The sequence below is a fragment of the Mesorhizobium sp. KACC 23794 genome, assembly GCF_052180275.1.
Lineage (GTDB): Bacteria > Pseudomonadota > Alphaproteobacteria > Rhizobiales > Rhizobiaceae > Kumtagia.
The window spans coordinates 4629878-4654970 of sequence record NZ_CP197465.1 but is presented as its reverse complement, the minus strand read 5'-3'; the positions used below and the strand labels follow the sequence as shown (position 1 = coordinate 4654970).

26 protein-coding genes are annotated in these 25093 nt (G+C 64.3%); 15 read left to right on the top strand and 11 right to left on the bottom strand.

Translation table 11 applies throughout. The annotated features are described in order from the left end of the window. The first annotated feature begins 28 nt into the window (after positions 1-28). The 7 genes from ACSBOB_RS22880 (at position 29) to ACSBOB_RS22850 (ending at position 7252) form a co-directional block, all read left to right on the top strand. Positions 29-265 carry a twin-arginine translocase TatA/TatE family subunit gene (locus tag ACSBOB_RS22880; RefSeq protein ID WP_442578361.1) on the top strand — a complete coding sequence of 79 codons (237 nt, stop codon included), beginning with the start codon at positions 29-31 and terminating at the stop codon, positions 263-265. A gap of 32 nt (positions 266-297) precedes the next feature. Further along, positions 298-1068: a Sec-independent protein translocase protein TatB gene (gene tatB, locus ACSBOB_RS22875; RefSeq protein WP_442578360.1), complete on the top strand. Its 771-nt coding sequence runs from the start codon at positions 298-300 to the stop codon at positions 1066-1068. Then, the gene (tatC, locus tag ACSBOB_RS22870) at positions 1059-1898 is read left to right on the top strand and encodes a twin-arginine translocase subunit TatC (RefSeq protein WP_442583802.1); all 840 of its coding nucleotides are present in this window, start codon (positions 1059-1061) and stop codon (positions 1896-1898) included. The genes tatB and tatC overlap by 10 nt, the downstream gene beginning before the upstream one ends. A gap of 882 nt (positions 1899-2780) precedes the next feature. After that, positions 2781-4082, top strand: coding sequence for a serine--tRNA ligase (serS, locus tag ACSBOB_RS22865; RefSeq protein WP_442578359.1), 1302 nt, complete (start codon positions 2781-2783; stop codon positions 4080-4082). Between the two features lies 1 nt (position 4083). Further along, complete coding sequence (gene surE, locus ACSBOB_RS22860) at positions 4084-4845, top strand: 5'/3'-nucleotidase SurE (protein WP_442578358.1); 762 nt, start codon at positions 4084-4086, stop codon at positions 4843-4845. After that, positions 4845-5495 (top strand): protein-L-isoaspartate(D-aspartate) O-methyltransferase, encoded by a 651-nt coding sequence (locus ACSBOB_RS22855; protein ID WP_442583801.1) that lies wholly within the window; start codon positions 4845-4847, stop codon positions 5493-5495. The genes surE and ACSBOB_RS22855 overlap by 1 nt, the downstream gene beginning before the upstream one ends. A 122-nt stretch (positions 5496-5617) precedes the next feature. Continuing rightward, complete coding sequence (locus ACSBOB_RS22850; RefSeq protein ID WP_442578357.1) at positions 5618-7252, top strand: peptidoglycan DD-metalloendopeptidase family protein; 1635 nt, start codon at positions 5618-5620, stop codon at positions 7250-7252. Between the two features lie 48 nt (positions 7253-7300). Here ACSBOB_RS22850 and ACSBOB_RS22845 read toward each other — a convergent pair whose 3' ends face one another. Next, positions 7301-8176 (bottom strand): ATP-binding protein, encoded by an 876-nt coding sequence (locus ACSBOB_RS22845; RefSeq protein WP_442578356.1) that lies wholly within the window; start codon positions 8174-8176, stop codon positions 7301-7303. A 272-nt stretch (positions 8177-8448) separates the two neighbouring features. Between ACSBOB_RS22845 and yajC the strand changes: the two genes are divergently transcribed. From yajC to ACSBOB_RS22825, 4 genes are read left to right on the top strand one after another with little or no spacing between them, the layout of a single operon-like run. Continuing rightward, positions 8449-8784, top strand: a complete 336-nt coding sequence (gene yajC / locus ACSBOB_RS22840; protein WP_442578355.1) for a preprotein translocase subunit YajC — start codon at positions 8449-8451, stop codon at positions 8782-8784. Positions 8785-8823: 39 nt separating this feature from the next. Next, positions 8824-11385 (top strand): protein translocase subunit SecDF, encoded by a 2562-nt coding sequence (secDF, locus tag ACSBOB_RS22835; protein WP_442578354.1) that lies wholly within the window; start codon positions 8824-8826, stop codon positions 11383-11385. Between the two features lie 11 nt (positions 11386-11396). Further along, complete coding sequence (locus tag ACSBOB_RS22830; protein WP_442578353.1) at positions 11397-11786, top strand: Mth938-like domain-containing protein; 390 nt, start codon at positions 11397-11399, stop codon at positions 11784-11786. 19 nt (positions 11787-11805) lie between these two features. Then, complete coding sequence (locus ACSBOB_RS22825; protein ID WP_442578352.1) at positions 11806-12648, top strand: phytoene/squalene synthase family protein; 843 nt, start codon at positions 11806-11808, stop codon at positions 12646-12648. A 5-nt stretch (positions 12649-12653) separates the two neighbouring features. On the opposite strand, the gene trmFO is transcribed toward ACSBOB_RS22825, so the two are convergent. Both trmFO and ACSBOB_RS22815 read right to left on the bottom strand, forming a co-directional pair. Continuing rightward, positions 12654-14075 (bottom strand): methylenetetrahydrofolate--tRNA-(uracil(54)-C(5))-methyltransferase (FADH(2)-oxidizing) TrmFO, encoded by a 1422-nt coding sequence (gene trmFO / locus ACSBOB_RS22820; protein ID WP_442578351.1) that lies wholly within the window; start codon positions 14073-14075, stop codon positions 12654-12656. A 364-nt stretch (positions 14076-14439) separates the two neighbouring features. Then, positions 14440-14580 carry a DUF1127 domain-containing protein gene (locus ACSBOB_RS22815; RefSeq protein ID WP_442578350.1) on the bottom strand — a complete coding sequence of 47 codons (141 nt, stop codon included), beginning with the start codon at positions 14578-14580 and terminating at the stop codon, positions 14440-14442. A gap of 233 nt (positions 14581-14813) precedes the next feature. On the opposite strand from ACSBOB_RS22815, the gene ACSBOB_RS22810 reads away from it, so the two are divergent. Then, positions 14814-15908, top strand: a complete 1095-nt coding sequence (locus ACSBOB_RS22810; protein WP_442578349.1) for a DUF2157 domain-containing protein — start codon at positions 14814-14816, stop codon at positions 15906-15908. Further along, positions 15905-16480, top strand: a complete 576-nt coding sequence (locus tag ACSBOB_RS22805; protein WP_442583800.1) for a GDYXXLXY domain-containing protein — start codon at positions 15905-15907, stop codon at positions 16478-16480. Before ACSBOB_RS22810 ends, ACSBOB_RS22805 begins: the two co-directional genes overlap by 4 nt. Positions 16481-16647: 167 nt before the next feature. Here the strand turns inward: ACSBOB_RS22805 and ACSBOB_RS22800 are convergent, their stop codons facing one another. The 6 genes from ACSBOB_RS22800 to ACSBOB_RS22775 all read right to left on the bottom strand — a co-directional run bounded on the left by ACSBOB_RS22800 (position 16648) and on the right by ACSBOB_RS22775 (position 22054). After that, positions 16648-17793 (bottom strand): Gfo/Idh/MocA family protein, encoded by a 1146-nt coding sequence (locus ACSBOB_RS22800; RefSeq protein WP_442578348.1) that lies wholly within the window; start codon positions 17791-17793, stop codon positions 16648-16650. A gap of 67 nt (positions 17794-17860) precedes the next feature. Beyond that, complete coding sequence (locus ACSBOB_RS22795; RefSeq protein ID WP_442578347.1) at positions 17861-18940, bottom strand: acyltransferase family protein; 1080 nt, start codon at positions 18938-18940, stop codon at positions 17861-17863. Positions 18941-19063: 123 nt separating this feature from the next. Beyond that, the gene (locus ACSBOB_RS22790) at positions 19064-20248 is read right to left on the bottom strand and encodes a S41 family peptidase (protein WP_442578346.1); all 1185 of its coding nucleotides are present in this window, start codon (positions 20246-20248) and stop codon (positions 19064-19066) included. A 139-nt stretch (positions 20249-20387) separates the two neighbouring features. Further along, positions 20388-20864 (bottom strand): 30S ribosomal protein S9, encoded by a 477-nt coding sequence (rpsI, locus tag ACSBOB_RS22785; protein WP_442578345.1) that lies wholly within the window; start codon positions 20862-20864, stop codon positions 20388-20390. 2 nt (positions 20865-20866) lie between these two features. After that, on the bottom strand, positions 20867-21331 hold the full coding sequence (rplM, locus tag ACSBOB_RS22780; protein ID WP_442578344.1) for a 50S ribosomal protein L13: 465 nt from the start codon (positions 21329-21331) through the stop codon (positions 20867-20869). Between the two features lie 210 nt (positions 21332-21541). Then, positions 21542-22054, bottom strand: coding sequence for a 4-fold beta flower protein (locus ACSBOB_RS22775; RefSeq protein ID WP_442578343.1), 513 nt, complete (start codon positions 22052-22054; stop codon positions 21542-21544). 166 nt (positions 22055-22220) lie between these two features. Here ACSBOB_RS22775 and ACSBOB_RS22770 point away from each other — a divergent pair, with 166 nt between their 5' ends. Then, on the top strand, positions 22221-22850 hold the full coding sequence (locus ACSBOB_RS22770; protein WP_442578342.1) for a LysE family translocator: 630 nt from the start codon (positions 22221-22223) through the stop codon (positions 22848-22850). A gap of 17 nt (positions 22851-22867) precedes the next feature. Here ACSBOB_RS22770 and ACSBOB_RS22765 read toward each other — a convergent pair whose 3' ends face one another. After that, positions 22868-23308 (bottom strand): PaaI family thioesterase, encoded by a 441-nt coding sequence (locus ACSBOB_RS22765; RefSeq protein WP_442578341.1) that lies wholly within the window; start codon positions 23306-23308, stop codon positions 22868-22870. A gap of 145 nt (positions 23309-23453) precedes the next feature. Between ACSBOB_RS22765 and ACSBOB_RS22760 the strand changes: the two genes are divergently transcribed. Next, complete coding sequence (locus tag ACSBOB_RS22760; RefSeq protein WP_442578340.1) at positions 23454-24275, top strand: enoyl-CoA hydratase; 822 nt, start codon at positions 23454-23456, stop codon at positions 24273-24275. 41 nt (positions 24276-24316) lie between these two features. Here the strand turns inward: ACSBOB_RS22760 and ACSBOB_RS22755 are convergent, their stop codons facing one another. After that, positions 24317-25090, bottom strand: coding sequence for a hypothetical protein (locus ACSBOB_RS22755; protein WP_442578339.1), 774 nt, complete (start codon positions 25088-25090; stop codon positions 24317-24319). Positions 25091-25093: the final 3 nt, after the last annotated feature.

The following is a 25093-nucleotide window of genomic DNA, read 5'->3' as shown; positions in this document are numbered from 1 at the left end:
CTAGGAAATCGCTTCGAGAGAGTTTGACATGGGTTCCTTTTCGATATGGCACTGGCTCATCGTGTTGGTGGTCGTGCTGCTGCTGTTCGGCCGCGGCAAGATTCCCGAGTTGATGGGCGACATGGCCAAGGGCATCAAGAGCTTCAAGAAGGGCATGTCCGACGAGGACGCCGAGACCGCCAATGGCGCCGACCCCAAGACCGTCGAGCACCGAGCGGACGAGACCGTCGCCGCCGCCGCCCGGGAAAAAGCCAGCAAGAGCTGAGCCCTTCTTGGGTCAGTCTGGATTGAAAAGCCATGTTTGACATCGGCTGGACCGAGATGCTCGTGATCGCGGTCGTCATGATCGTGGTCGTGGGTCCGAAGGATTTGCCGAAGATGCTCCGCACCTTCGGCAAGATGACCACGAAAATGCGCTCGATGGCGGGCGACTTCCAGAAGCAGTTCAACGACGCGCTGAAGGAAGCCGAACTCGACGACGTCAAGAAGTCGGTCGACGCCTTGCGCAGCATGAACCCGGCCAACGAGATCAAGAAGCAGCTCAACCCGTTCGAGAAGGCGGCCGCCGACGTGCGCGCCGGCCTCCAGTCGGCGATGGCGCCGAAACCTTCGACTTCAGCCGAGCCGGCCGTTCCGACCGCCCACGAGGCCGAGCCGCTGAAGAACGGCGCGACCGAGATGCCGGGTGTCGCCGGGCCGGAGGCGATGCCGGTCCCGCCATCGATCGTAGCGGCGGCCGCCACCCCTGTCGCCGCAGCCACGCCCGCGCCGTCGCCCGAGCCTGCAAAACCGGCAGCGGCGGCAATCCCGATGGCGGACCCGCAGCCGGCGAAGGCCAACGGGGCCGAAACCCCTGTCGTCGCCAAGCCCGTGGCCACCCGTGCTACCCGGACAAAGGCAGCCGCTCCCAAGCCGGCGGTCGCCGCGCCTGTGGCGAAGACGACCGAGCCCAAAGCGAAGGCGCCGGCCAGGACGAAGAGCGCCGCCGCAGCGGCGCCTGCCGCCGCAAAGGCTGCCAAGCCAAAACCTGCGGCTTCGGTCCGCAAACCCGCGGAAAAATCGAAGTGAGTACCAAGGACGAAAGCGAGATCGAGGCCTCGTCGGCCCCGCTGATCGAGCATCTGATGGAACTGCGCACGCGGCTGATGTGGTCGATCGGCGGGTTTTTCGTCGCCTTCCTCGTCTGCTTCTATTTCGCCAAGCAGCTTTTCAACGTCCTCGTCCAGCCGTTCAAATGGGCGGTGCACTGGGCCGGCCTGGCGCAGGACAAGGTGGAACTGATCTACACCGCGCCGCAGGAGTTCTTCTTCACGCAGGTCAAGCTCGCCATGTTCGGCGGTCTGGTCATCGCGTTTCCGTTGATTGCCGCGCAGATCTACAAATTCGTGGCGCCCGGCCTCTACAAGAATGAGCGCGGCGCCTTCCTGCCGTTCCTCATCGCTTCGCCCATCCTGTTTCTCATGGGCGGCGCGCTAGTCTATTTCTTCTTCACGCCGATGGTCATGTGGTTCTTCCTGTCCATGCAGCAGGTCGGCCCGGGTAACGACGTGCAGATCTCGCTGCTGCCGAAAGTCTCGGAGTATCTCAGCCTGATCATGACGCTGATCTTCTCTTTCGGCCTGGTGTTCCAGTTGCCGGTGGTGACGACGCTGATGGCGCGCGTCGGCCTGCTGACCTCGCAGGGGCTGAAGGAAAAGCGCAAATGGGCGATCGTCCTGGCGTTCATCGTCGCGGCGGTGCTGACGCCGCCCGATCCGATGAGCCAGATCGGCCTCGCCGTGCCGACCATCATCCTCTACGAGGTCTCGATCTGGGCCGCCCGCTTCGTCGAGAAGAAGCGCGACGAGGAAAAACTCGCCGCCGAGAAGGAAGAGGCCGGCACGACCGCCGCGACGTGATATTCGGTTGGTGTCGCACTCCGTCCAGCACCCCTCATCCGACCTCGCTTCGCTCGGCCACCTTCTCCCACAAGGGAGAAGGTGGAGTTTCGCGCCAACCTCGCAGACAATCGCCAACGTTGGAGATTTGCAGAGGCGAAGCGGCAGCGCTCCACCTTCTCCCCTTGTGGGAGAAGGTGGCCTCGCGAAGCGAGGTCGGATGAGGGGTGTTGGACGGAGTGCGCCTGAAAAAGGGGAACCGATCTAGCGCTTCAAAATTCAAAAATCTTACAAGCCATTGAAACAAAACAAACTTATTTCTCTCCAGATATCTGAAATCCGATTCTCATCACCCTCCCCAAAACCTGCCCCATACTCACCGGCAGTTCCTCCCGCGGGAACGCCGGTCATGACGGTGATTTGCGGGGAGGGACCGGCGTCCTGGAGAGAACGGCTAACGTGGCCGTGAAGGCCGGGGGCTGTCCCAAGAGTTCCCACATACACAACCTGGAGTATGTCTGCCAGTACGAAACGACATCGCAGGTGCAAGCCGTAAGGCGATGGTTTGCGTAGCGGAACGGGATGGCAAAAGCATGCGCCGGACGGGCGGCCGCGAGGTCGCATGTTTATACCTAGATTGGCGATCGAACGGCCGCCCGTCTTCCCGAACTTTCAATGGCCAGACTGCAAAAAGGCAGGGCGTGGCAAAGAAGAAGGTTGGATACAGGGGACAGTTACCTTTTATCCCCCAAAAGGCTCTGCGCCGGATGGATTGGCGCGTGGGAATAAAAGGAAACTGTCCCCGGCGCGGCACCTGCACCAACGTCCGTGATTTGACAGCGCCGCAAGGGTCCGGCATGAGCGGCATCGAAAATCCCCGCAACGAAATCGCCGATACCGCTCATGCTCGACATCAAATGGATTCGCGAAAAACCGCAGGCCCTGATCGACGCGCTGGTGAAGCGCCAGTGGTCCGAGGAGGATGCGCGGTCGGCCGTGGACGATGTCATCTTGAAGGACGAATCGCGCCGCGCCCATCTGGGCGAGCTGCAGGTCAAGCAGGAGCGCCGCAACACCGCCTCGAAAGAGATCGGCAACGCCATGCGCAACAAGGACATGGCGCTGGCCGAGACGCTGAAGGCCGAAGTCAACGCCATCAAGACTTTTTTGGCCGAGGCTGAAGAGACCGAGCGCAAAAACGACAAGGCGCTGGAGGATGCGCTGGCCGTGCTGCCCAACGTGCCGCTGGACGACGTTCCGGTCGGCGCCGATGAGCACGGCAATGTCGAGGTCCGCAAGGTCGGCGAAGTCAAGGCGCGCCCGAACTGGGTGAAGGAGCATTTCGAGATCGGCGAGGCGCTCGGCCTGATGGATTTCGAGCGCGCCGCGAAACTGTCGGGTGCCCGCTTCACGATTCTGAAGGGCCAGCTTGCGCGGCTTGAGCGTGCGCTTGGCCAGTTCATGCTCGACCTGCACACCACCGAGCACGGCTACATGGAGGTGCAGCCACCGCTGCTGGTCCGCGACGAAGTGCTCTATGGAACCGGTAGCCTGCCGAAATTCGAGGAAGACCTGTTCTTCGTTCGTCATGGCGAAGGCCGTCTCGGCCTCATCCCCACCTCCGAACCTCCGCTGACAAACTTGGTACGCGAGGAAATCCTAAAGCACGACCAGCTCCCGCTGCGCTACACCGCGCTGACCCCGTGCTTCCGCTCGGAAGCGGGCTCCGCCGGCCGCGACACTCGCGGCATGTTGCGCCAGCATCAGTTCTACAAGGTCGAGCTGGTCTCCATCACCGACCAGCAGAATTCGCTGGCCGAGCACGAGCGCATGACCCAATGCGCGGAAGAGGTGCTGAAGCGCCTCGGCCTGCCGTTCCGCACCGTCGCGCTCTGCACCGGCGACATGGGTTTCGGCGCCCAGAAGACCTACGACATCGAAGTGTGGCTGCCCGGCCAGAACGCGTATCGCGAAATCTCGTCCTGCTCGGTCTGTGGCGATTTCCAGGCGCGCCGCATGGACGCCCGCTACCGGCCGAAGGACGAGAAGGCGACCCGCTTCGTCCACACGCTCAACGGTTCGGGCGTCGCCGTCGGCCGCGCGTTGATCGCCGTCATCGAAAACTACCAGAACCAGGATGGTTCCGTTAGCATTCCTGAAGCATTGCGCCCCTATATGGGTGGGCTCGAAAAGATCGGGGCCTGAAATGCGCATTCTGCTCACCAATGACGACGGCATCCATGCCGAGGGCCTGCACCTGCTGGAGCGCATCGCGCGCCAGTTGAGCGACGACGTCTGGGTCGTCGCGCCGGAAACCGACCAGTCGGGTTTCGCCCATTCGCTGTCGCTGTCGCAGCCGCTCCGCATGCGAAAACTCGACGACCGGCATTTCGCGGTGCGCGGCACGCCGACCGACTGCGTCATCATGGGCGTCAAGAAGCTGATGCCGGAGCCGCCCGACCTGATCCTGTCCGGCGTCAATTCCGGCTCCAACGTCGCCGACGACATCACCTATTCGGGTACGGTGGCCGGCGCCATGGAAGGCACGCTGCTCGGCATCCGCTCGATCGCGCTCAGCCAGGCCTACGTGCTGAAGCAGGACATCGGGCGCGACGTGCCGTGGGAGACGACCGAGGCGCATGCGCCCGCGCTGCTGGACAAGCTGCTGTCGACCGACTTGCCGCCGGGCGTTTTCCTGAACCTCAATTTTCCGAACTGCGCCCCCGACGAGGTCGAGGGCGTGAGCGTCACCGGGCAGGGAAAACTCGGCTACGGCATGTGGATCGACGAGCGCGCCGACGGCCGCGGCTTCCCCTATTACTGGCTGCGCTTCGGCCGCGGCACTACCGAGCCGCTGGCGGGAACCGACCTGCACGCGCTGGGCAGCCGCCGCATCGCGGTGACGCCGCTGAAGATGGATCTGACCGCGCACGAGTTGCGCGACCAACTGACGAAGGCGCTTGCGTGATGATCGGCGGCCCCGACCGCGAAGGTTTTGCCGCCTTCATGCTGCGCCTGCGCGGCCGCGGCGGGGTGCCCGGCAGCGTCATCTCCGCGTTCGAGGCGACGCCGCGAGCGCCTTTCCTCGCAGGGCATTTCTACAATCTCGCCTGGTCGGACCGCATGCTTCCCATCGAATGCGGCGAGGCGATCGAGGGCGCCGATCTGCAGGCGCAGGTGATCGCAGCCCTTGCCTTCGAGCCCGGCAACCGCGTGCTGGAGATCGGCACGGGCTCCGGCTACACCGCCGCCGTGATCTCGCGGCTGGCCGGCCGCGTCACCACCATCGACCGTTACAAGACGCTGGTCGACCAGGCGCGGCAGCGCTTCGAACAGTTCGGCATCCAGAACGTGACCGTCAAGCAGGCCGACGGCGCCAATGGCCTTGTCAGCGAGGGACCGTTCGACCGCATCGTCGTGTGGGCGGCCTTCGACAGCCACCCGCGCGTCTTCGTCGACCAGCTTTCGACCGGCGGCACGATGGTCGCCGCGATCGGTCCGGAGGAGGGCAAGCAAGTTCTGGTGCGGCTGACGAAAGTCGGCAGCCGCTTCGAGCGCGAGGACATCGGCGAGGTCCGCCTCCAGCCGATCCTCAAGGGCGCAGCTGCCATCCTCTGACGTCGAGGCGTTTGCGCAGGGCTTAAAAAAGCGGCGCGAATGCCCCCGGCCTTAACCGACAGGTAACATTAACGCGCTTTAATCATACCTGTGTTTGTACCGGGTGTAAGCGGGTCATTGCGATGCTTGTAGGTGTGTTGCGGTCGGATAGGCGCAGGCTTTGGTGCGGCGCTGCCTTGCTCCTGATGACAGGGATGACGGCGGGCTGCAGTTCGCAGTTCTCGCGCTTCAACTCCTCCGACGATGTCTTCACCGGCTCGACGGCCAACCAGCGCCAGATCATCAACGGCGAAAGCCAGCCCTATCCCGGCGACAGCCCCCGGGTGGCCGCTGCGCCAGTGGACAGGGTCGCTACCGGTTCCGTCAATCGCGGATCGCTTGCGCCCGTGTCCGCGCAGCCCTTGCCGGCGCCGGTCGCCGTGGCGAAGCCCGCTCCCGCCCGCGCACCCTTCGCCGCCGCTTCCGATGAGCCCGCGCCTGTCGCCGAGGCCCCCAGGCCGAAGCCGGCGAAGGAGGCTGCCGTTGCTTCCGCCGCGCCGCTGGACAACAAGCCCACCGGAACGGTCGCTGCGCCGCAGATGGCGGTCGAGGCGACCGAGCCCGCCGGCTGGTCGCGCGCCGGCGGCACTCAGGTCACCGTCAAGGACGGCGAGACCGTATACAATTTGTCGCGGCGCTTCGGCGTGCCGGCGAACGTGATCGCAAAGGTGAACGGCCTGCCGGAGAAGGGCGGCCTGCAGACCGGCCAGAAGATCGTGATCCCGACCTACGTCTATTCGAACAAGGCGCCGGTCTCGTCCCCCGACAGCAATCCCAACGTTGCGGATGCAAGATCGTCGACCGGCACGAAATTCGACGTGCCGGCGAACAAGGTGCCGGTGCCGTCCAAGGCGCCGCAGGAGAAGGTCGCCGTCCTGCCGCAATCGCCGAAGGTCAAGGAAGCCCCCGCACCGGTCGGTGCTTCGGCTTCGAACGACGCCAAGCAGCCGGACAAGCCTGCCAAGGCTGAGCTGGCCAAGGCGGAACCGACGAAAGCCGAGCCGGTCAAGACCGCCGCGGCCAAGGGTGCCTACACGGTCGAATCCGGCGACACGCTGTCGAAGATCGCCAGGAAGACCGGCGTCAGCGTCGCGTCGCTCAAGGCTGCGAACGGCATAGAGGACGGCAAGTTGCGCATCGGTCAGGCCCTGAAGGTGCCGGCGCCCGGCGAGACGGTCGTTGCCAAGGCTCCGGCGATCGACCCGGTCTCGACCAGCGCCGTTCCGGCGGCGCCCAAGAAGGTGGCGCAGCAAGAGACCGTCGCCGCAGTCGCTCCTGCGAAGAATGACGGAAAAGTCATCGAGCAGGCCGAGAAGTCGGACGCCGCCGCGCCCAACTCCACCGGCATCGACCGCATGCGCTGGCCGGTGCGCGGCAAGGTGATCTCCGGCTACAGCAAGGGCGGCGGCGGCGAAAAGGACGGCATCGACATCGCCGTGCCGGAAGGCACGCCGGTCAAGGCCGCCGAGAACGGCGTCGTCATCTATGCCGGCGACGGTTTGAAGGAATTCGGCAACACCGTGCTGGTGCGCCACGAGGACGGTCTGGTCACCGTCTACGGCCACGCCAGCGAACTCAAGGTGCAGCGCGGCCAGAAGGTCAAGCGCGGCGACGAGATCGCGGTCTCGGGCATGAGCGGCAACGCCAATTCGCCAAAGCTGCATTTCGAAGTGCGCAAGAACTCCGCGCCGGTCGATCCGTCGACCTATCTGGAGTAGGTGGGCCAAAGGTCCGTCCTTCGATGCCTCGAAGGACGGACCTGACCATCAATCCTTCAACGGCTTGCCCAGCCGTCCCGCCAGATCCTGGGTGAATTGCCAGGCGACGCGCCCGGAGCGGCTGCCGCGCGTCGTCGCCCATTCCAGCGCCTCGGCGCGCAGCGTGTCCGGATCCATGTCCAGCCCGTGATAACGGACATATCCGTCGATCATCTCGAGATAGTCGTCCTGCGAGCATTTGTGGAAGCCGAGCCACAGGCCGAAGCGGTCGGACAATGACACCTTTTCCTCGACCGCCTCGGACGGGTTGATCGCCGTCGAGCGCTCATTGTCGATCATGTCGCGCGGCAAGAGATGCCGGCGGTTCGACGTTGCATAGAAGATGACGTTAGCCGGCCGGCCCTCGACACCGCCTTCCAGTGCCGCCTTCAGCGACTTGTACGACGTGTCGTCGTGATCGAAGGAAAGGTCGTCGCAGAACAGGATGAAGCGGTGCGGCGCCGTCTTCAGGATCGTCATCAGCCGCGGCAGCGTGTCGATATCCTCGCGATGGATCTCGACCAGTTTTAGCCGCGTGCCATCGGCGCTCTCATGATTGATCGTCGCGTGGGCTGCCTTCGCCAGCGACGATTTTCCCATGCCGCGCGCGCCCCACAAAAGCACGTTGTTGGCTGGGAGCCCTGCTGCGAAGCGCTGCGTGTTGTCGACGAGGATGTCGCGCACCCGGTCAACGCCGCGGATCAGGCCGATCTCCACCCGGTTCACCCGATGCACTGGCTCCAGCACGCCCTGTTCCGCCGACCAGACGAAGCAGTCCGCCGCGTCGAGGTCGGCAGCGGGAGCCGGCGGCGGCTGGATGCGGTCGACGGCCTCGATCAGGCGGTCGAGTTTTTCGAAGAGAGCTTGCAGGGATGCGGTCGGCATGAGGCTGGTCCGGTCAGGTTTTGTCGGTGCAGCGATACGCGAATCCGCGGCCGTGCCCAAGGGGGAGGGCGGTGGTCCAGACGGGGGAAATGTCGGACGCACCTCGCCATGTTCTGCGGCTGCGGCGATAAACCGCGAGAATGGCCGGAATCCGGGCCGAAAACCACCTGCGAATCCTACAGGTGTAGTTGCATTGACGGTTCGACCGACTATATTCCGGCCAACTTTGGCGGGCCCCGCAGGGCCCTTTTTCCGTTTCAGGAGCAGACTGCATGATCGTGACCCCGGCATACGCGCAAGGCATGGGCGCGTCGCCCGACATGTTCATCAGCATCCTGCCGTTCGTGCTGATCTTCGTGATCATGTACTTCCTGATTATCAGGCCGCAGCGCACGCAGTTGAAGAAGCGCCAGGAGATGCTGGCGGGCGTCCGCAAGGGGGACACGGTCGTCACCGGTGGCGGCTTCGTCGGCAAGGTTACGCGCGTGATCGACGATAACGAGCTCGAGATCGACCTGGGCGGTACCAAGGTCACCGCGCTTCGTTCCACGATTGCCGACGTGCGCGTGCGCGGCGAGCCGATCGCCAACCAGAACGTCAAGAAATAAACGCCTTCGGGAACTACACTTCCGACTGACAGAGGCAAGATGCTCTATTTTTCACGCTGGAAGACGATTTCGATCTGGGGCGCGGTGCTCCTGGGCGTGATTTTTGCCATCCCCAATCTGTTCTCGGAATCCTTCCGCGACAGCCTGCCGAGATGGGTGCCCGACCGGCCGATGACGCTCGGCCTCGACCTGCAGGGCGGTTCCCACATTCTTCTTGCCGTTGACCGCAACGACCTCGTCAACGAACGCCTGCAGACGGTACGCGACGATATCCGTACCCTGCTGCGCGACGCCAAGATCGGCTACACCGGCCTCTCCGGCACCGGCACGTCGGTGCAGGTGCGCATCCGCGAGGCCAATGAGGTCGAGCAGGCGAAGACGGCGCTGGCGTCGCTCCTCCAGCCGGTAACCAACAGCCTGTTCGGTACGGGCGCGATCTCCGAACTGACGCTGGAAGAGCCGGAGCAGGGCTTGCTGCGCTATACGCTTACGGAAGAGGGCATCAACTACCGCATGTCCTCGGCCGTCACCCAGTCGATCGAGGTCATCGGCAGGCGCGTCAACGAACTAGGCACGACCGAGCCGACGATCCAGCGCCAGGGCGCCGACCGCGTGCTCGTCCAGGTGCCCGGCCTCCAGGACCCGCAGCGGCTGAAGGATATCCTCGGCCAGACCGCCAAGCTGACCTTCCAGATGGTTGATCAGTCCATGCCGGTGCAGGAGGCCGTTCAGGGCCGTCCGCCGGCCGGGTCGAGCGTGCTCTATTCCACCGACGATCCGCCGGTTCCTTACCTGATCGAGGACCGCGTCATCGTTTCGGGCGAAAACCTCACCGACGCCCAGGCGACCTTCGACCAGCGCACCAACGAGCCGGTCGTCTCCTTCCGCTTCGACGGCAAGGGCGCGGCCCGCTTCGGCCAGGCGACCCAGCAGAATGTCGGAAAACTCTTCGCCATCATCCTCGACAACCAGGTGATCTCGGCGCCGCGCATCAACGAGCCGATCCTTGGCGGCAGCGGCCAGATCTCAGGCAATTTCACCCCCGAATCCGCCAACGACCTGGCTGTGCTGCTGCGCGCCGGCGCCTTGCCCGCTGACCTCACCATCGTCGAGGAACGCACGGTCGGCCCGAGCCTTGGCGCTGACTCGGTCGCCGCCGGCGAGTTCGCGGCCATCATCGCCGGTATTCTCGTCGTCGCCTTCATGCTGGTCGCCTATGGCACGCTGGGCATCATCGCCAACATCGCGCTTGCCGCCAACGTGACGCTCATCATCGCCATCCTGTCCGTGCTTGGCGCGACGCTGACCATGCCCGGCATCGCCGGCATCGTGCTGACGGTTGGCATGGCGGTGGACTCCAACGTCATCATCTACGAGCGCGTCCGCGAGGAGCGGCGATGGGGCCGCTCGCTGGTGCAATCGCTCGACCAGGGTTTTGCACGCGCATTGGCGACCATCGTCGACGCCAATTTCACGACCTTCATCGCGGCCGTCATCCTGTTCTACATGGGCACCGGGCCGGTGAAGGGCTTTGCGATCACGCTTGCCATCGGTATCATCACCACCGTCTTCACCGCCTTCACCCTGACGCGCTGGATGATCGCCTTCTGGCTGAAGCACTCCAAGCCGAAGGAACTGCCGAAGGGCTTGATCCGCTTCATCCCGGACGACACCAAACTGCCGTTCATGAGCTGGCGCCGATACGCCTTCACGCTTTCGGCGGCGCTTTCGCTGGCAGCGGTGGTGCTGTTCTTCTCGATCGAGATGAACTATGGCATCGACTTCCGCGGCGGCACCAGCATCGAGGTCCAGTCCAAGGACGGCCCGGCCGATTCGGCCGCTGTGCGCGAGGTGCTCAACGAACTCAACATGGGCGACGTCCAGGTTCAGGAGTTCGGCTCGGACCGCGACCTGCTCATTCGCGTCGAAGGCCAGAATGCCGGCGACAACGCCGAACAGAGCGTGGTCGAGAAGGTTCGATTGGTGCTGGCGGACAGCTATGACTTCCGCAAGGTGGAATCAGTCGGCCCGACCGTGTCGTCGGAGCTTGCCTGGGCCGGAACGATGGGCATCCTCGCCTCGCTGATGGCGATGCTGGTCTATATCTGGTTCCGGTTCGAGTGGCAGTTCGGCCTCGGAGCGGTGATCGCCACGGTTCACGACGTGACCTTGATGGTTGGCCTCTACGTCGTCTCCGGCCTGGAGTTCAATCTGACCAGTATCGCGGCGATCCTGACGATTGTCGGCTATTCGATTAACGACACCGTCGTGGTCTACGACCGCGTGCGTGAAAATTTGCGCAAATACAAGAAGATGCCGATCGAGCAGTTGCTCGATCTGTCGATGAACCAGACGCTGTCGCGCACCGTGCTGACCGGCGTCACGACGCTGCTGGCGCTGATCGCGCTTTATCTGTTCGGCGGCGAGGTCATTCGCTCCTTCACCTTCGCCATGATCTTCGGCATCCTGGTCGGCACCTATTCGTCGATCTTCGTCGCCGGACCGTTGCTGATCCTGTTCCGGCTCCGGCCTGAGGGGGCGGGCGCGGACGGCAAGGACGACACCAAGCTGCCGGCGACTGCCCAGCCTTCGCAGACCTGAACGGCCGTTTCGTGACGGCCGGCATCGTCATCAGGGACGCGCATTTTCCGGGTCGGGCGCCGATCGAGGCCTATGGCAATGGCGGCTTCCGCTTCGCCGACATGTCGCATCGCGGTTCGCTGCTGTGCCTGCCTTCCGGCGTCTACGGCTGGGAGCCAGCCGATCCGGCGGCGCTGACGCCCGCCGACTTCAGCCGGCTTATCGCCGAGGCCGGGAGCGTACAGATCCTGCTGGTCGGCACCGGCAGGAACCTGCGCCCGCTGCCCGCCGCCTTGCGAGCCGCATTGCGCGAGGCCGGCATATCCGCCGAGCCGATGTCGACAGGCGCCGCGGTGCGCACCTACAACGTACTGCTCGCCGAAGACCGCGCTGTTGCGGCCGCGCTGATTGCCGTCGACTAGGCCGGCCGGAAACCGATCCGTGACGGATGAAGCAAAGCTGGTCGCTGAACAGGTTCGCGCGGCGGATCACGACCGCTATCTCAGCGCGCTCTACGCGCCGCAGGGCAAGCGCGGGGCGCTGCTTTCGCTGTACGCCTTCGACGCCGAGATCGTCGGCATTCGTGGCCGCATCCGCGAAGCGTTGCCCGGCGAGGTCCGGCTGCAATGGTGGCGCGACACGATCGCCAACCGGCGTGCGGGCGAAGCGACCGGCCACCCCGTCGCCGACGCGCTGCTCAGGACGATCGCCGAATATGATCTCCCGGAACGAGCTTTCGACAATTACCTCGAAGCGCGCATCTTCGACCTTTACGACGATCCGATGCCATCGCGCACCGATCTCGAAGGCTATTGCGGCGAGACGTCAGGCGCGCTGATCCAACTGGCTGCGATGGTGCTTGACGCGCAAGCCGCACCGGATTTCGCAGCCCTCGCCGGTCATGCCGGCTGCGCGCAAGCGATCACCGGCTTGCTCAGGAGGCTGCCGGTGCACCGGGCCAGGGGCCAATGCTACGTGCCGCGCGACATCCTCGCAGCCGCGGGGACGACGCCGGAAGAGTTCATTACCACCGGCGCAAACGAGTCGGCCGAACGCGCCGTCCTTGCCATGATCGCGTTGGCGCAGGACCATTTGTCGGCCTTTGTCGCAGGCGCGACGCAAGTGCCACAAACCCTCCGCCCGGCCTTCCTGCCGCTGGCTCCGGTGCCGGCCTATCTGGCCGTTCTGGTGCGAAGCCCGCGGGCTGCCTTGGCGCAGCCGGCGGATATTCCCGGCTGGAAACGGCACTGGCGGCTTTTCAACACAGCCTCAAAAGGCTGGTAACTGGCTCACTCAGCCGCCTTCACCGTAGGCGCCATTCCCAGCCATGCCCGGCAATCCCGCAGCGCCCTTGCCGTCGTCGCCTTCTTCTTGGCGATCGTCTTGTCCTTGCCGCGGAAGCGGCCCTCGAAATCGTCCGGCCTGAGTTTGGTGCCGGGCTCCAGCGGCGGGAACAGGCCGAAATTGACGTTCATCGGCTGGAACGAGCGTTTTCCCGGTTCCTCGTCGGAAACGATGTGCCCGCCGGTGATGTGGTTGAGCAGCGCGCCGAAGGCTGTCGTTGCCGGCGGTGCCGAGATCGGTTGACCAAGCCGCTCAGCCGCTGCGAAGCGTCCCGCCAGCAGGCCGATGGCCGCGCTTTCGACATAGCCCTCACAGCCGGTGATCTGGCCGGCAAAGCGCAGGCCGGGCCGGCCCTTCAACTGCAGCGTCGGGTCGAGCAAGGTGGGCGAGTTGATGTAGGTGTTGCGGTGCAGCCCGCCGAGGCGGGCGAACTCGGCGTTCTCCAGTCCCGGGATGGTCTTGAAGATGCGCACCTGCTCGCCGTGCTTCAGTTTTGTCTGGAAGCCGACCATGTTGTAGAGCGTGCCCAGCGCGTTGTCCTGCCGAAGCTGCACCACCGCGTACGCCTTCACCGTCGGGTTATGCGCATTGGTCAGGCCCATCGGCTTCATCGGCCCGTGCCGCAGCGTTTCCACGCCGCGTTCGGCCATCACCTCGATCGGCAGGCAGCCGTCGAAATACGGCGTGCCTTCCCACTGCTTGAATTCTGTCTTTTGGCCGTCGACCAGCGCGGCGACAAAGGCTTCGTATTGCGCCTTGTCCAGCGGGCAATTGATATAATCCTTGCCGGTGCCGCCCGGCCCGACCTTGTCGTAGCGCGACTGGAACCAGCAGACATTCATGTCGATCGTGTCGAAATGCACGATCGGCGCGATGGCATCGAAGAAGGCCAGCGCGTCAGTCCCGGTCTGGTCCGCGATTGCTTCGGCGAGCGACGGCGCGGTCAGCGGGCCGGTGGCGATGATCGCCTGGTCCCAGTTCCCCGGCGGCAGGCCGGTCACTTCCTCGCGCACGATACCGATCAGTGGATGCGCTTCCAGCTTGGCCGTTACCGCAGCCGAAAAACCGTCGCGGTCGACCGCCAAAGCCCCGCCGGCCGGCACCTGATGCGCATCGCCGCACGCCATGATGAGGGAATTCGCCAGCCGCATCTCGGCATGAAGCAGGCCAACGGCGTTGGCTTCGGCGTCGTCGGAGCGAAAGGAATTCGAGCAGACCAGTTCGGCTAGGCCATCGGTCTTGTGCGCATCGGTGCCGCGCACGGGGCGCATCTCGTGCAGGACGACCGGCACGCCGGCCTGGGCGGCCTGCCATGCAGCCTCGGATCCGGCAAGCCCGCCGCCGATGATATGGATTGGGTTTGTCATCGCACGGCAGATAATCCGCTCGCCGGCTTAAAGCAACGGCCGCGGATGCGAGATGCGGAGGGATATCGGAGCGAAGCGGGGCCTCGATAAAGCAACACCCGCCGGGGGAGGAGGTCCGGCGGGCGCCGCATAGGCCGGGCAGCGTTCGGGAGGAGGAGAAGGCTGCCCGTAGTCGCCAAGCCCTGGGAGGAGGATGGGCCGGCGATGTTCTTTTCGCATATGGTGGGTGCGAAACCCGATTTCAACAGCACCCGCCGGGGGAGGAGGTCCGGCGGGTGCCGTTTGGGTGGCCAGTCATCGGGAGGAGGTGAGGACTGGCCGTATCCGAAGGGACCGGGGAGGAGGTCGGTCCCGACGAAATTCCTTAGATGGCCTTTCGCGCGACGTAAGGGATGTCGCTGCGGCTGAAGCCGAGATCGGAAAGCTCGCGGTTCGACAGGCGGTTCAGCTCGGAAACGGTTTCCCGGTAGCGGCGCCAGTTGCGATAGTTGCGGATCAGGTTCATGGTCTTGCTCGTTTCGTCTTTCGTTCTTTTCTTTTTTTCACGATCCGAAAATAAGCGTGGGGCGGGCGTAAGAAAAGTGTCGATACCGCATGGCAGCAATGCGAATTGTGCAATGCAACATTAACTGCCTTTAGCAGGTGTGGCGTGATTGCGGCCGATTCGAAATCATTTCGTGACGTCAAGCGGTTGCGCCCCGAAACTGACGTTGTGATCGGACGCGGCGCGGAGGCCGGATGACGGGGTATTCGAAGCGGCTGGCTCATGACGTCGAGCGCTGGGTAGGGCAGGGACTGATCGACCGAGCGACCGGCGCCGCCATGCTGCGTGATGCCGAGGCGAACGACCGGCGCTCTTTCAGCTTCGGTTTCATCCTGATGATGATGGCGGCGCTTCTGCTTAGCGCCGCACTGCTGCTGGTCATCGCTTCGAACTGGGAGGCGATCCCCAGGCTTGCACGCGTCGCGGTCCTGTTCGCCCTCATCTTCGCGGGCTACGTCGGCGGCGCGTTGTCCAAGATGCGCGGCTATGACGCTTTTGCCGAAGCGGCCTGGCTGATCGCCGCCGCCGCGTTCGGCGGCGGCATTGCGCTGATCGGCCAGATGTATCACCTCGCCGGCGACGAGGAGACGGCGATCCTGATTTGGTGCGCCGGCACGGCGCTTGCCGCCATCCTGCTGCGCTCTGGCACCCTGACGATCGGCGCGGCGGCAATCGCGGCGGCCTGGCTGTTCACGGAGGGTTTCGACATCTGGGGCAGGAGTGTCGTGCCGCTCGCCTATCCGCTCGCCGCGGCCGCCTTGTGGCTGGTGTCCCTGTGGACCCGAAGCACCGCCGCGCGCCATCTGCTTGTCCTGTCGCTGATCGCCTATGCGATGATGCTCGCCGTCGATCGTGACGTCACGTTCGTTGCCTCCTGTCTTGCCGTGGTATCGCTGATCCTGCTCGCCGCTTCGGCGCTTGCCGGTCCGGTTGTGGAGCGTCTGGTACGGCTCGACGGCCGCCTGCCGCTGCATGCGTTGCTGGGCTTTCTCACCGGCGCGGCGATGCTGCAGGCCGAGCATACGGACAACAAGGCGATGCTCGTCGTCGCGGCGCTGGTGGTCTTCGCCGTCATCGCCGCCACGGTCTACCTGCTCGGCCGCGACAGCCGGGGCCTGCGTTGGCTTGCCTATCTCGGTTTCGCCTTCGAGCTCTGCTTCGTCTATGTGGCGACGGTCGGCACCATGCTCGGCACGGCCGGGCTGCTGCTGGCGGTGGGGCTGGTGCTCGCGATTGCCGCGTTCCTGATCATCCGCATCGAGCGCCGCATGAAGACGGAGCCCGCCTGATGCGCCGCTATATCTTGGTCGTTTTCGCGCTGGCCCTGGCTGTCCTCCAGATCGGCTTCCTGTCGTGGATCATCGCCGCCCGCGCTGCTGTGCTGCGCGACGGCCGCGAAGTCTTGCTGAAGGTGGAGCCGGTCGATCCGCGCGATCTGCTGCGCGGCGACTATGTCCGGCTCGGCTATGATATTTCAACCATCCCGCGCGGCCTGGTGGTCTTCGCGCCTTACGGAGGGGAGGCGGAGGGAGGCGCCGATGTCTATGTGCGCATCAAGCGGCAGCCCGATGGTTTTTGGACTGTCGCCTCCGCTTCGGTGTCAGACTTTCCACCTACGCCGACCGGAGCCGACGAGGTCCAGTTGCACGGCCGGCTTGCTTATGCCTCGTCAGACATGCCGATCCGCGTCGACTATGGCATCGAGCGCTTTTACCTGCCGGAAGGCGAGGGCAAGCCGATCGAGCGCGACATGCGAGTGCGCAGTTTCGGCGTTCTGGCGGCGGTCGGTTCCGATGGAGCCGCGCAGATCAAGGCGCTTATGGACGGAGACACCAAACTCTTCGAAGAACCGCTGTACTGAGGCCGCCGGTGCTTCCCGGCAGGATCTCACATCCAGCCGCATCCGCGTCGGTTTTTCGATGCGTACGCGTCCCGCACAGTCTCGCCTTGGCGCTCATGGCCGGGCTTGTCTTCCTCGTCGACAAGGGGACGACGGCGTCCGCCTAGATCGGCGCGGTTCAGGCGGCCTCAGAAGTTGCTCAGCACCTTGTAGGGCTGCGGCAGGCTGCCGGCGTTGTTGAGCGCCAGCGCCAGCTCCGTGATGTGCAGGGCGCGATTGCCCGAAAAATACGGGTGTTCGCCGGCCTCGATGGCCTTCGCCTGGGCGGCGATGCCCCGGCAAAAATCGATCTGCGATGGAAAATTGGGCATCGCGTCGCTCCGTGTCCCGGAGGAATACGCCAGCCGCTGGCCGGGCGTCGGTTTCCATGGGATGAAGCGGCCGAGCTTTGCCTCCAGCCGGTTCACGACGCGCGTCGCCAGTTTTCGCGGCGCGGCGGTCTCCTCGACGAAGACCGCGGAACGGTTGTCCCAGAGGTCGCGCACGGTGATCGAACCCTTGTCGCCCAAAATGGTCAGCGAGCGGTCTTTTGGCGCCGCCAGCCCCGAAGTCAGGCGGGCGACGAGGCCGGAACGGAACGAAAGGCAGCCGACCGAAAAATCCGGCGCCATGACGACGTCCTGCGTTCCGGGGCCTTTGTCCGGAAAAGTGACCGCGGAGAAAGCGGTCAAGGTGTCGACCGCACCGAACAGCGATACCAGCCAGGACAGCGCATAGCCGGCATGTTCCAGCGTGCAGCCGATCTCGAATTCGTGCAGGCCAGGCCAGGGCGCGCCGGAACGCGAGCGCCAGGTCGCCCATTTGTCGCGGAACACCGGCCCGTCCTCCATTTCGGCATAGACTAGGCGCGGCGTGCCGATGCGGCCTTGGGCAAGGGCCGCGGCCACCAGGCCATGGGCGTCGCTCAGGGCGTTCGCCGGCGCGGTGGCGAGCGCCAGCCCTTTCGCATCCGCCAGCGCGACCAGTTCGCTTGCGTGGCCTAGGTCCATGGCCAGCGGCTTTTCGCAATAAACGTGTTTTCCTGCGTCCAGTGCCGCGCGCGACACTTCATAGTGGCTTTCCGGCGTGGTCAGGTTGACGACGATCTTCACGTCGGGGTCGGCCGTGACGGCGGCGAGGGACTCGTATTTGCGGACCTTGTGGAAGGCAGCGAACTGGTCGAGCCGCGCCGCCGAGCGGTCGAACACGCCTGCCAGCCGCAAGCTGGGATGGTTGGCAAGCGTCGTCATGTAATAGTCGGCGACGAAACCCGTCCCGACGATCGCGATTTTCATTGTCGGTCACCCGATTCGACTGTGCCTGCGTCGCTTTAACGCCAAACGCTTGCCAAAACCTTCCGGCCTAGGCGTGCGAGCGGCGCTGGCCATGCGCTTCCGTGGCGGCGGCAAGACGTGCGGTGGTGGTCCGGCGCCGGCTGGTCTTGGCGTTCATCCAGGCGAGCATCGGCTTCTCGATCGAGAAATAAAGCAGGATGCCGCCAATGGCGCCGACCGTCACCGACACGACCAGGAAGGCTGCCGCCTGCCAGCCGTCGCCGCCGAGGCCGGCCATGGTCCACAGTTTTGCCAGGACGGCGAGGCCGATGCCTTGCGACAGGTAGATCGAATAGGAGGCGTCGCCGATCATCAGCAGCGGCTGGAACGGCCGTTTGCGCAACAGGTCTTCGGCGAAAACCGTGCCGGCGACCACCATCGCCGCCGGAAGGCCGAGGCTGATGATGCGCGGCAGCGTCGCGCCGGCGCCGAGATAGAGCAGCGTGAAGCCGGCGACCACCAGCACCAGCGACATGGCGCGCGGTATCGTGACCCCGCGCTGCCACAGCCAGGCGAGCACCGCGCCGGCGGCGAACTCCAGCACCAGCGTGTCGGTGTAGAAACCCAGCGCGCCGCCCTTTTTCACGAACAGGCCGATCACCGCCAGCGTTCCAAGCGTGCCAAGCAGCGAGCCCAGCCGCCAGCGCGGCGGCACCAGCAGGCAGGCTGCAAAGATGACATAGAAGGCCATCTCGTAGTTCAGCGTCCAGCCGGGGATCAGCAGAGGCACGGCCGCATCGAGTTTCGGGTGCGGCCACGGGATGAACACCATCGAGGCGACGAAATGCGCCGGGTCGAAGACGGCGGTCGACAGCAGATCGGGTTTCACCACCGCGACCGTCGCCAGGAACAGGGTCAGCGCCCAGTACAGCGGTACGATACGGATCAGTCGCTTGCGGATGAACTCGGCCGGCGACGGATAGGCCTTTTCAGCCATGATCCACATGATGAAGCCGCTGATGACGAAGAAAATGTCGACGCCGGCCAGCCCGATCATGAATTGTTCGCTGTCGCCGCCGGAACCCAGGCGCGCCAGGACGTCGAAGGCGTGGAACGCGACGACCATCATCGCCGCGACGCCGCGAAGATACTGGAGCGAAACGATCATTGGTTATTTCCCCGGCAAAACCCTGTCACGATTGTCCCGGATCGGGACATCCGCTCATTGACGGGATGATCAGCAAGAACCACGCCAGACGCTCGCGCCTGGCGTGCCGCACACCGCGTCAAGTCACTGCAATTTCCGCCTCAGCGCGCGAATGGCGGCATCCAGTTGCGGATCGGCCCCTGCCGCGTAGGGGAGCGGGTTCTCCACCTCGATGTCGGGCGGGACGCCGACACCTTCCAGCCGCTTGCCGTCGACGAGAACGTCTGCGACCGCCAGAAGCAGAAGACTATCGTCCGGCAACACGTAGGATTTTCCAGACAACACTGCGCCTGCAGTGGTTTTGCCGACCAACAAGGCACCATCCTTCTTCATGGAATAGGCCAGCATTTCCATAGCGCTTCTGGTGCCTTCGTCGACAATGCCAACGATCGGCTTGCTCCAAGCCACCCCGTCGCGCCTCGTATCGCCGCCACGCCGCACCAGTTCGATATCGATGCCGTCGCCGAGCAGTTCATGGACCTGTCCCAACCGGCCGCCCAAGCGACCGCGCAAGTCCACGACAAGTCCATCGGCGTCTTTCAATCGCCCCTTGCTGATCTCGTGGCGGAGGAGATCTTCTATCTGCGGCGTCGATAGCGACCAAAGACGAATATAGCCGATTGTCCGATCGCCATCCTGCATCGTGCGGACACTCGACGAGACAGCCGAGACGAAGGCCTCATTCGGCCAGATTTCAGCGACGGTGACAGGAATATCGACAGGCGCTTCGTCTTTTCGTCGTCTGACGGTAATCGGGAGGGTCTTGCCGATCGATCTCGCGAACGAAGCTATTTCTTCATACGGCTTGCCATCGACTGCAAGAATCTCGTCGCCGACCCTGATTCCGGCCTTGGCGGCCGGCCCACCGTCGTAGACGTCGGCCGCGAAGCGTTTGCCGCAGACGATTTGCGTGATCATCCCGATCCCCGCATAAACCACCGAGCCGTCCGTAGCGAACAGACGTGCAGGCGGGTCGACGAGTCCTTCTTTCGACGCGTCCAGGATCTCATAGTAGTCGATCTGGTCGGGTTGGACGCGCCGAGTATGAGATGCTCCAAGCCCAGCCAGCGCTTGGTCGATTGTTGCGGTGTTCAGACTTCCAGTGTCGAGCGTTGGGAATGAGACAGGCCGATAAAAGTCCTTGTCGACGATCTCCTTGATCGCCTGCCCAACAGCCACGGGCTGATTCACGACCGGATCGCCAAGCGCGGGCGATAGCCCAAGCGTCAGGGCGACCACCCCGGCGCAGATCATTGAAAGAAAACGCATCAAAACTCCCGACGCCTGGAATTCCATAGGTCGAAGAGGAGCGTCCGTCCGTCAATAGGAACCATATGAAAATGGGCCGCCGATGAGGGCGACCCTTAGCAACTTTTCGGCAGCCGGAGCGGAGAGCTCCGGCGAAAAATCAGCGCTTCGAGAACTGGAAGCTGCGGCGGGCCTTCGCCTTGCCGTACTTCTTGCGCTCGACGGTGCGGCTGTCGCGGGTCAGGAAGCCGCCCTTCTTGAGCACGCCGCGCAGGCCGGGCTCGTAATAGGTCAGCGCCTTGGAGATGCCGTGGCGCACCGCGCCCGCCTGGCCGGAGAGGCCGCCGCCGGTAACAGTGGCGATCACGTCGAACTGGCCGCCGCGGTTGGTCGCGACGATCGGCTGCTGCAGGATCATCTGCAGCACCGGACGCGCGAAATAGGCCACGAATTCCTTGTCGTTGACGATGATCTTGCCGCTGCCCGGCTTCACCCAGACGCGGGCGATGGCGTCCTTGCGCTTGCCCGTGGCGTAGGCGCGGCCCTGCTTGTCAAGTTTCTGGACATGCACGGGGGCGGCGGGCTGCGGCGTGACGGCAACCGTGCCGAGGTCTGCGAGCGAGTTGAGCTCAGCCATGATCACGAAACCTTCTTGTTCTTGCTGTTCAGCGCGCCTACGTCGAGGGCGACGGGCTGCTGTGCTGCGTGCGGATGCTCGGCGCCGCTATAGACGCGGAGGTTCTTCATCTGCTGGCGGCCGAGCGGCCCGCGCGGGATCATGCGCTCGATCGCCTTCTCCAGGACGCGCTCGGGAAAGCGGCCTTCCAGAAGCTGGCGCGCGGTGCGCTCCTTGACGCCGCCGGGGTGGCCGGTGTGCCAGTAATAAATCTTGTCGGTGAACTTCTTGCCGGTCAGGGCGACCTTGTCGGCATTGACGATGATGACGTTGTCGCCGTCATCGACGTGCGGGGTGAAAGTCGGCTTGTGCTTGCCGCGCAGGCGGTTGGCGACGATGGAGGCGAGGCGGCCGACGACGAGACCTTCGGCGTCGATCATCACCCACTTCTTCACCACTTCCGCTGGCTTCTGCGAAAAGGTTTTCATGGAGGCTCTTTCTTTCGGACCTTCGTGAGAAGGCGTTTCTTGTTGCTTGATTTGGCGGACCGGGTAGGCAGATCGCCAAAAATGAAACGGCGGCCGGTGGGCCGCTGCTTTCGATGCGGTCTATAGGCGAGGGGCTTTGCCGCGTCAAGCAGACCGGATTTGCCGGCGTTCAAAAAGAGCAGGATAAATCAAATAGATAGATAGGAGGTATTATTTTACCCCATGATCTGGCGCCTCGCTGCCGTCCCGGACATCTGCTTCGCCGGCGTCCACAGCCACTACCGCGACGACAGCCACCTCATCGACCGTCTCGACCACGACGACCTCCTCGACGATCTCGACCGGTTTCGGATCGCTGGAGACCAGCCATTCAGCATAGCTGAATTGTGACCAGCCGCCCGGCAGGTCGGGTGCGGTCAGCGGCCGCAGCGGCGAAACGGGGCGGGCGGGGCGCACCGGGCTGACAGCCCGCACGACGTTGACGGGGCGGAGCGGCCGGCCGAAACCGCGCAGAGGTGCGGCGGGGTTCCAGGCGACGGGGCGGCCGTCGACGTCGAAGACATGCGAGCCGACGACCGGGCCGATCCACTGCCCTGATCGCGCCGACCAGGCGTGGCCATTGGTAATGAAGGCCACATAGGCCATCTCTGCATCGAACAGGAATTTCTGGGGCAGCATCCAGCCGACAAGTTCGCAGCCGTAAGAAAAGAGGGGTGTCAGCATGGAGAGCCTGTTCCTGGCGAACGGCTGGTGCCTTTTCGCCGAGCCCGCTTTTAGCTGAGGCTGGGGCCGGACCTCAAGGATTCCTGCACTGGCGTCGTCTTTTCGGCTATGAGCTTTCGCCATTGGAGCGGTCCAGAGGGATCGCGCGGCGACAGGGGCTGGCAAGATGCCTTCGATGGAAGTCTGGATAGCTTTTTTCGCGACCACCGCGATCTTCGCCTTCATTCCCGGCCCGGCCATGCTCTACGCCGCGGCGCGCACGCTGGCCGGCGGGCGATGGTCCGGCCTGATGGCGTCGCTCGGCATCCATATCGGGGGTTATGTGCATGTGCTAGCCGCGGCGGCCGGGCTGTCGGTGCTCTTCCATGCCGTGCCCACGCTTTACATGGCGGTTAAGCTGGCCGGCGCCATCTACCTGATCTGGCTGGGCATCTCGCTGTTCCGCGCGAAGACGCAAGGCGATGTGGCCGTCTCCGGCCTGGCGCCGAAATCCGCCCGCCGCGCCTTTTTCGAGAGCGTCACCGTCGAGGTGCTGAACCCGAAGACCGCGATCTTCTTCATGGCGTTCCTGCCGCAGTTCATCGATGCGTCGGGCGCGCCGGTTTGGATCCAGTTCATCGTGATGGGGACGATCGTCAATTTGATGTTCTCGTTCGCGGACGTCGTCAGCGTCATGCTGGCCAGCGTGGTGATGACGCGGCTCCGGCGGTCGAACCGTGCGCAAAAACTGATGCAGCGCGCCGGCGGGGCGATCCTGGTCGGGCTCGGCGCGCATCTGGCCCTGCAGCGGAGCTGAAGAACTGCCTTCGGCGTCTACCGCTTCGGCGGGATCGAGTAGGTGCCCGTCGCGTGCGCCACGCTCGCGCCGCCAGCGACCATCTCGATGTCGAACACCATCAGGCTCTTTCCCAGCTTCAGGATGCGGCAATGGCCGTCGATGCGGCCAGCCGGCGCCTTGCGCATGAAGTTGATGTTGAGATTGGTCGTGACCGACAGTGCGTCCGGCCCGGCATGGGACAGCACGCAGACATAGCCGCCGATATCGGCCAGCGTGAACAGCGACGGGCCGGACACCGTGCCGCCGGGACGCAGATGCCGTTCGTCGGCGTTGAGCCTGACCGTGCAGCCACCGGGAAAAACGTCGACGGCCTCGTAGGACCTGTAGCTTTCGTTGAGCTGCGGATAGATTTTTTCGAGCAGGTTGTTGATCTCGGCGGCGGTCATGACCGGCGCCAATCCTGTCTGTGCCGGCATTTCTCCTCCTTGCCTGCCCGTTTTCGCGACGTTCGGAACGCCAGCCCCATTTCGCGACGGGCGCCAGAAAATACTGTCCTCCCCTGTCAATCAACCGGCCGCGTTGTTATTTTCCGATGATACACGCGGACTTATGGAGACCGAGATGGCCGAGATCGTCGCGATCAGACCGACCGTTGCCGAAGGACCGGTGACTGCGGCTTTCGACGCCGGCGTCCTGCGCGTGACGCTGGCCAATCCGCCGGCCAATCCGTTGTCGATAGCCACGATGGCCGATCTCCAGGCACAGCTCGACCGTGCCCGCGACGACGCCTCCGTGCGCGTCGTGGTGATCGCAGCAGCCGGAAAAGTGTTTTCGGCGGGACATGACCTCAAGGAACTGACGGCGCATCGCGCCGACGCCGACCGGGGCAGGGCCTTCTTCGAGCAGACGATGACGGCTTGCGCCACGCTGATGCAGTCGATCGTGCGTTGCCCGAAACCGGTGATCGCCGAGGTCGACGGCATCGCCACGGCTGCCGGCTGCCAACTGGTCGCCTCCTGCGACCTGGCGATCGCCAGCGACCAGGCGGCCTTCGCCACGCCGGGCGTCAATATCGGCCTGTTCTGCTCGACGCCGATGGTGGCGCTGTCGCGCAACGTATCGCGAAAGCAGGCGATGGAGATGCTTTTGACCGGAGAGACGATCGATGCCGGAACCGCCCGCGACTTCGGCCTGGTCAACCGCGTCGTGCCGCGCGAGTACTTGAATCAGATCGTCACCAAATACGCGCAAACCATTGTTTCCAAATCGCCCCTGACGCTGAAGATCGGCAAGGAAGCGTTTTACGCGCAGGCCGAGATGGGACTGGCGGAAGCCTACGACCACACCACGCGCGTCATGGTTGAGAACATGCTGGCGCACGATGCCGAGGAAGGCATCGGCGCCTTCATCGCCAAGCGCGACCCGAAATGGACGGGCGAATAGTCCTCACGCACGGCCATGCGCCGTAGTCCAGACCAATTCTCCTACTTCAGCGCACACAGCGCCGTGCAGTCCTCGCCGCTCATGGAATTCATGAAGGCGTTGATCGGCTCGACAGTCTCGGGCGGGGTGTTGAGCATGCTCTGCATGGCGGTCTGCGAAAAGTTCTTGCGGTCGGCCGGCGGCAGGATGGCGGCGAGATAGGGCCCGGCCTCGGCCAGCGCGTCGGCAAGCGCGATCTTGTTCTGCTTTTCGTAGCGCGGGTTTTCCAGCAGCGCGATGACGCCCGAAAACATCTGGCTGACGCCGATCCGCATCTTTGCCAGCCCCGCCTTGCGCTCCTCCGGCACCGTGCCGCCCGGAACCGTCTCGACATAGTCGGTCAGCGCCTGCGAGATTGCCCCACCGCTGAAGATCATTTCGACGGCCAGCCGGCTGAGTTCGTCCTGATAGGCGAATTCATTGTCGGCGGTGGACGCAGTTCCCGCCGGATCCTGGAAGCCGAGATAGACTTTCGACAGGTTGAAATAGCCGCTGAATATTCCCAGCAGCGGCTCGATGTCGGCGGCCTTGTAGGGGTGTTCGCCGAGGATCTTCCCGCGGTCGAACAGCGCGTCGAAGGCGGGCTTGGCCTTCGGGTCGGCAAGCTGCGGCGGCGAGGCTTTGGCGGCATCGTCCTTCAGCAGGGCGCCGAATCGGTCGAGCGCCTCCGTCATCGTCGCTTGCGCACCTTCGGCGAGGCCGGCCCTTGCGGGGGTGGACGCCAGCACCAGGAAAAACGCAAGCGGCAAAGCATATTGCAACAGTTTCCTGTGCATGTA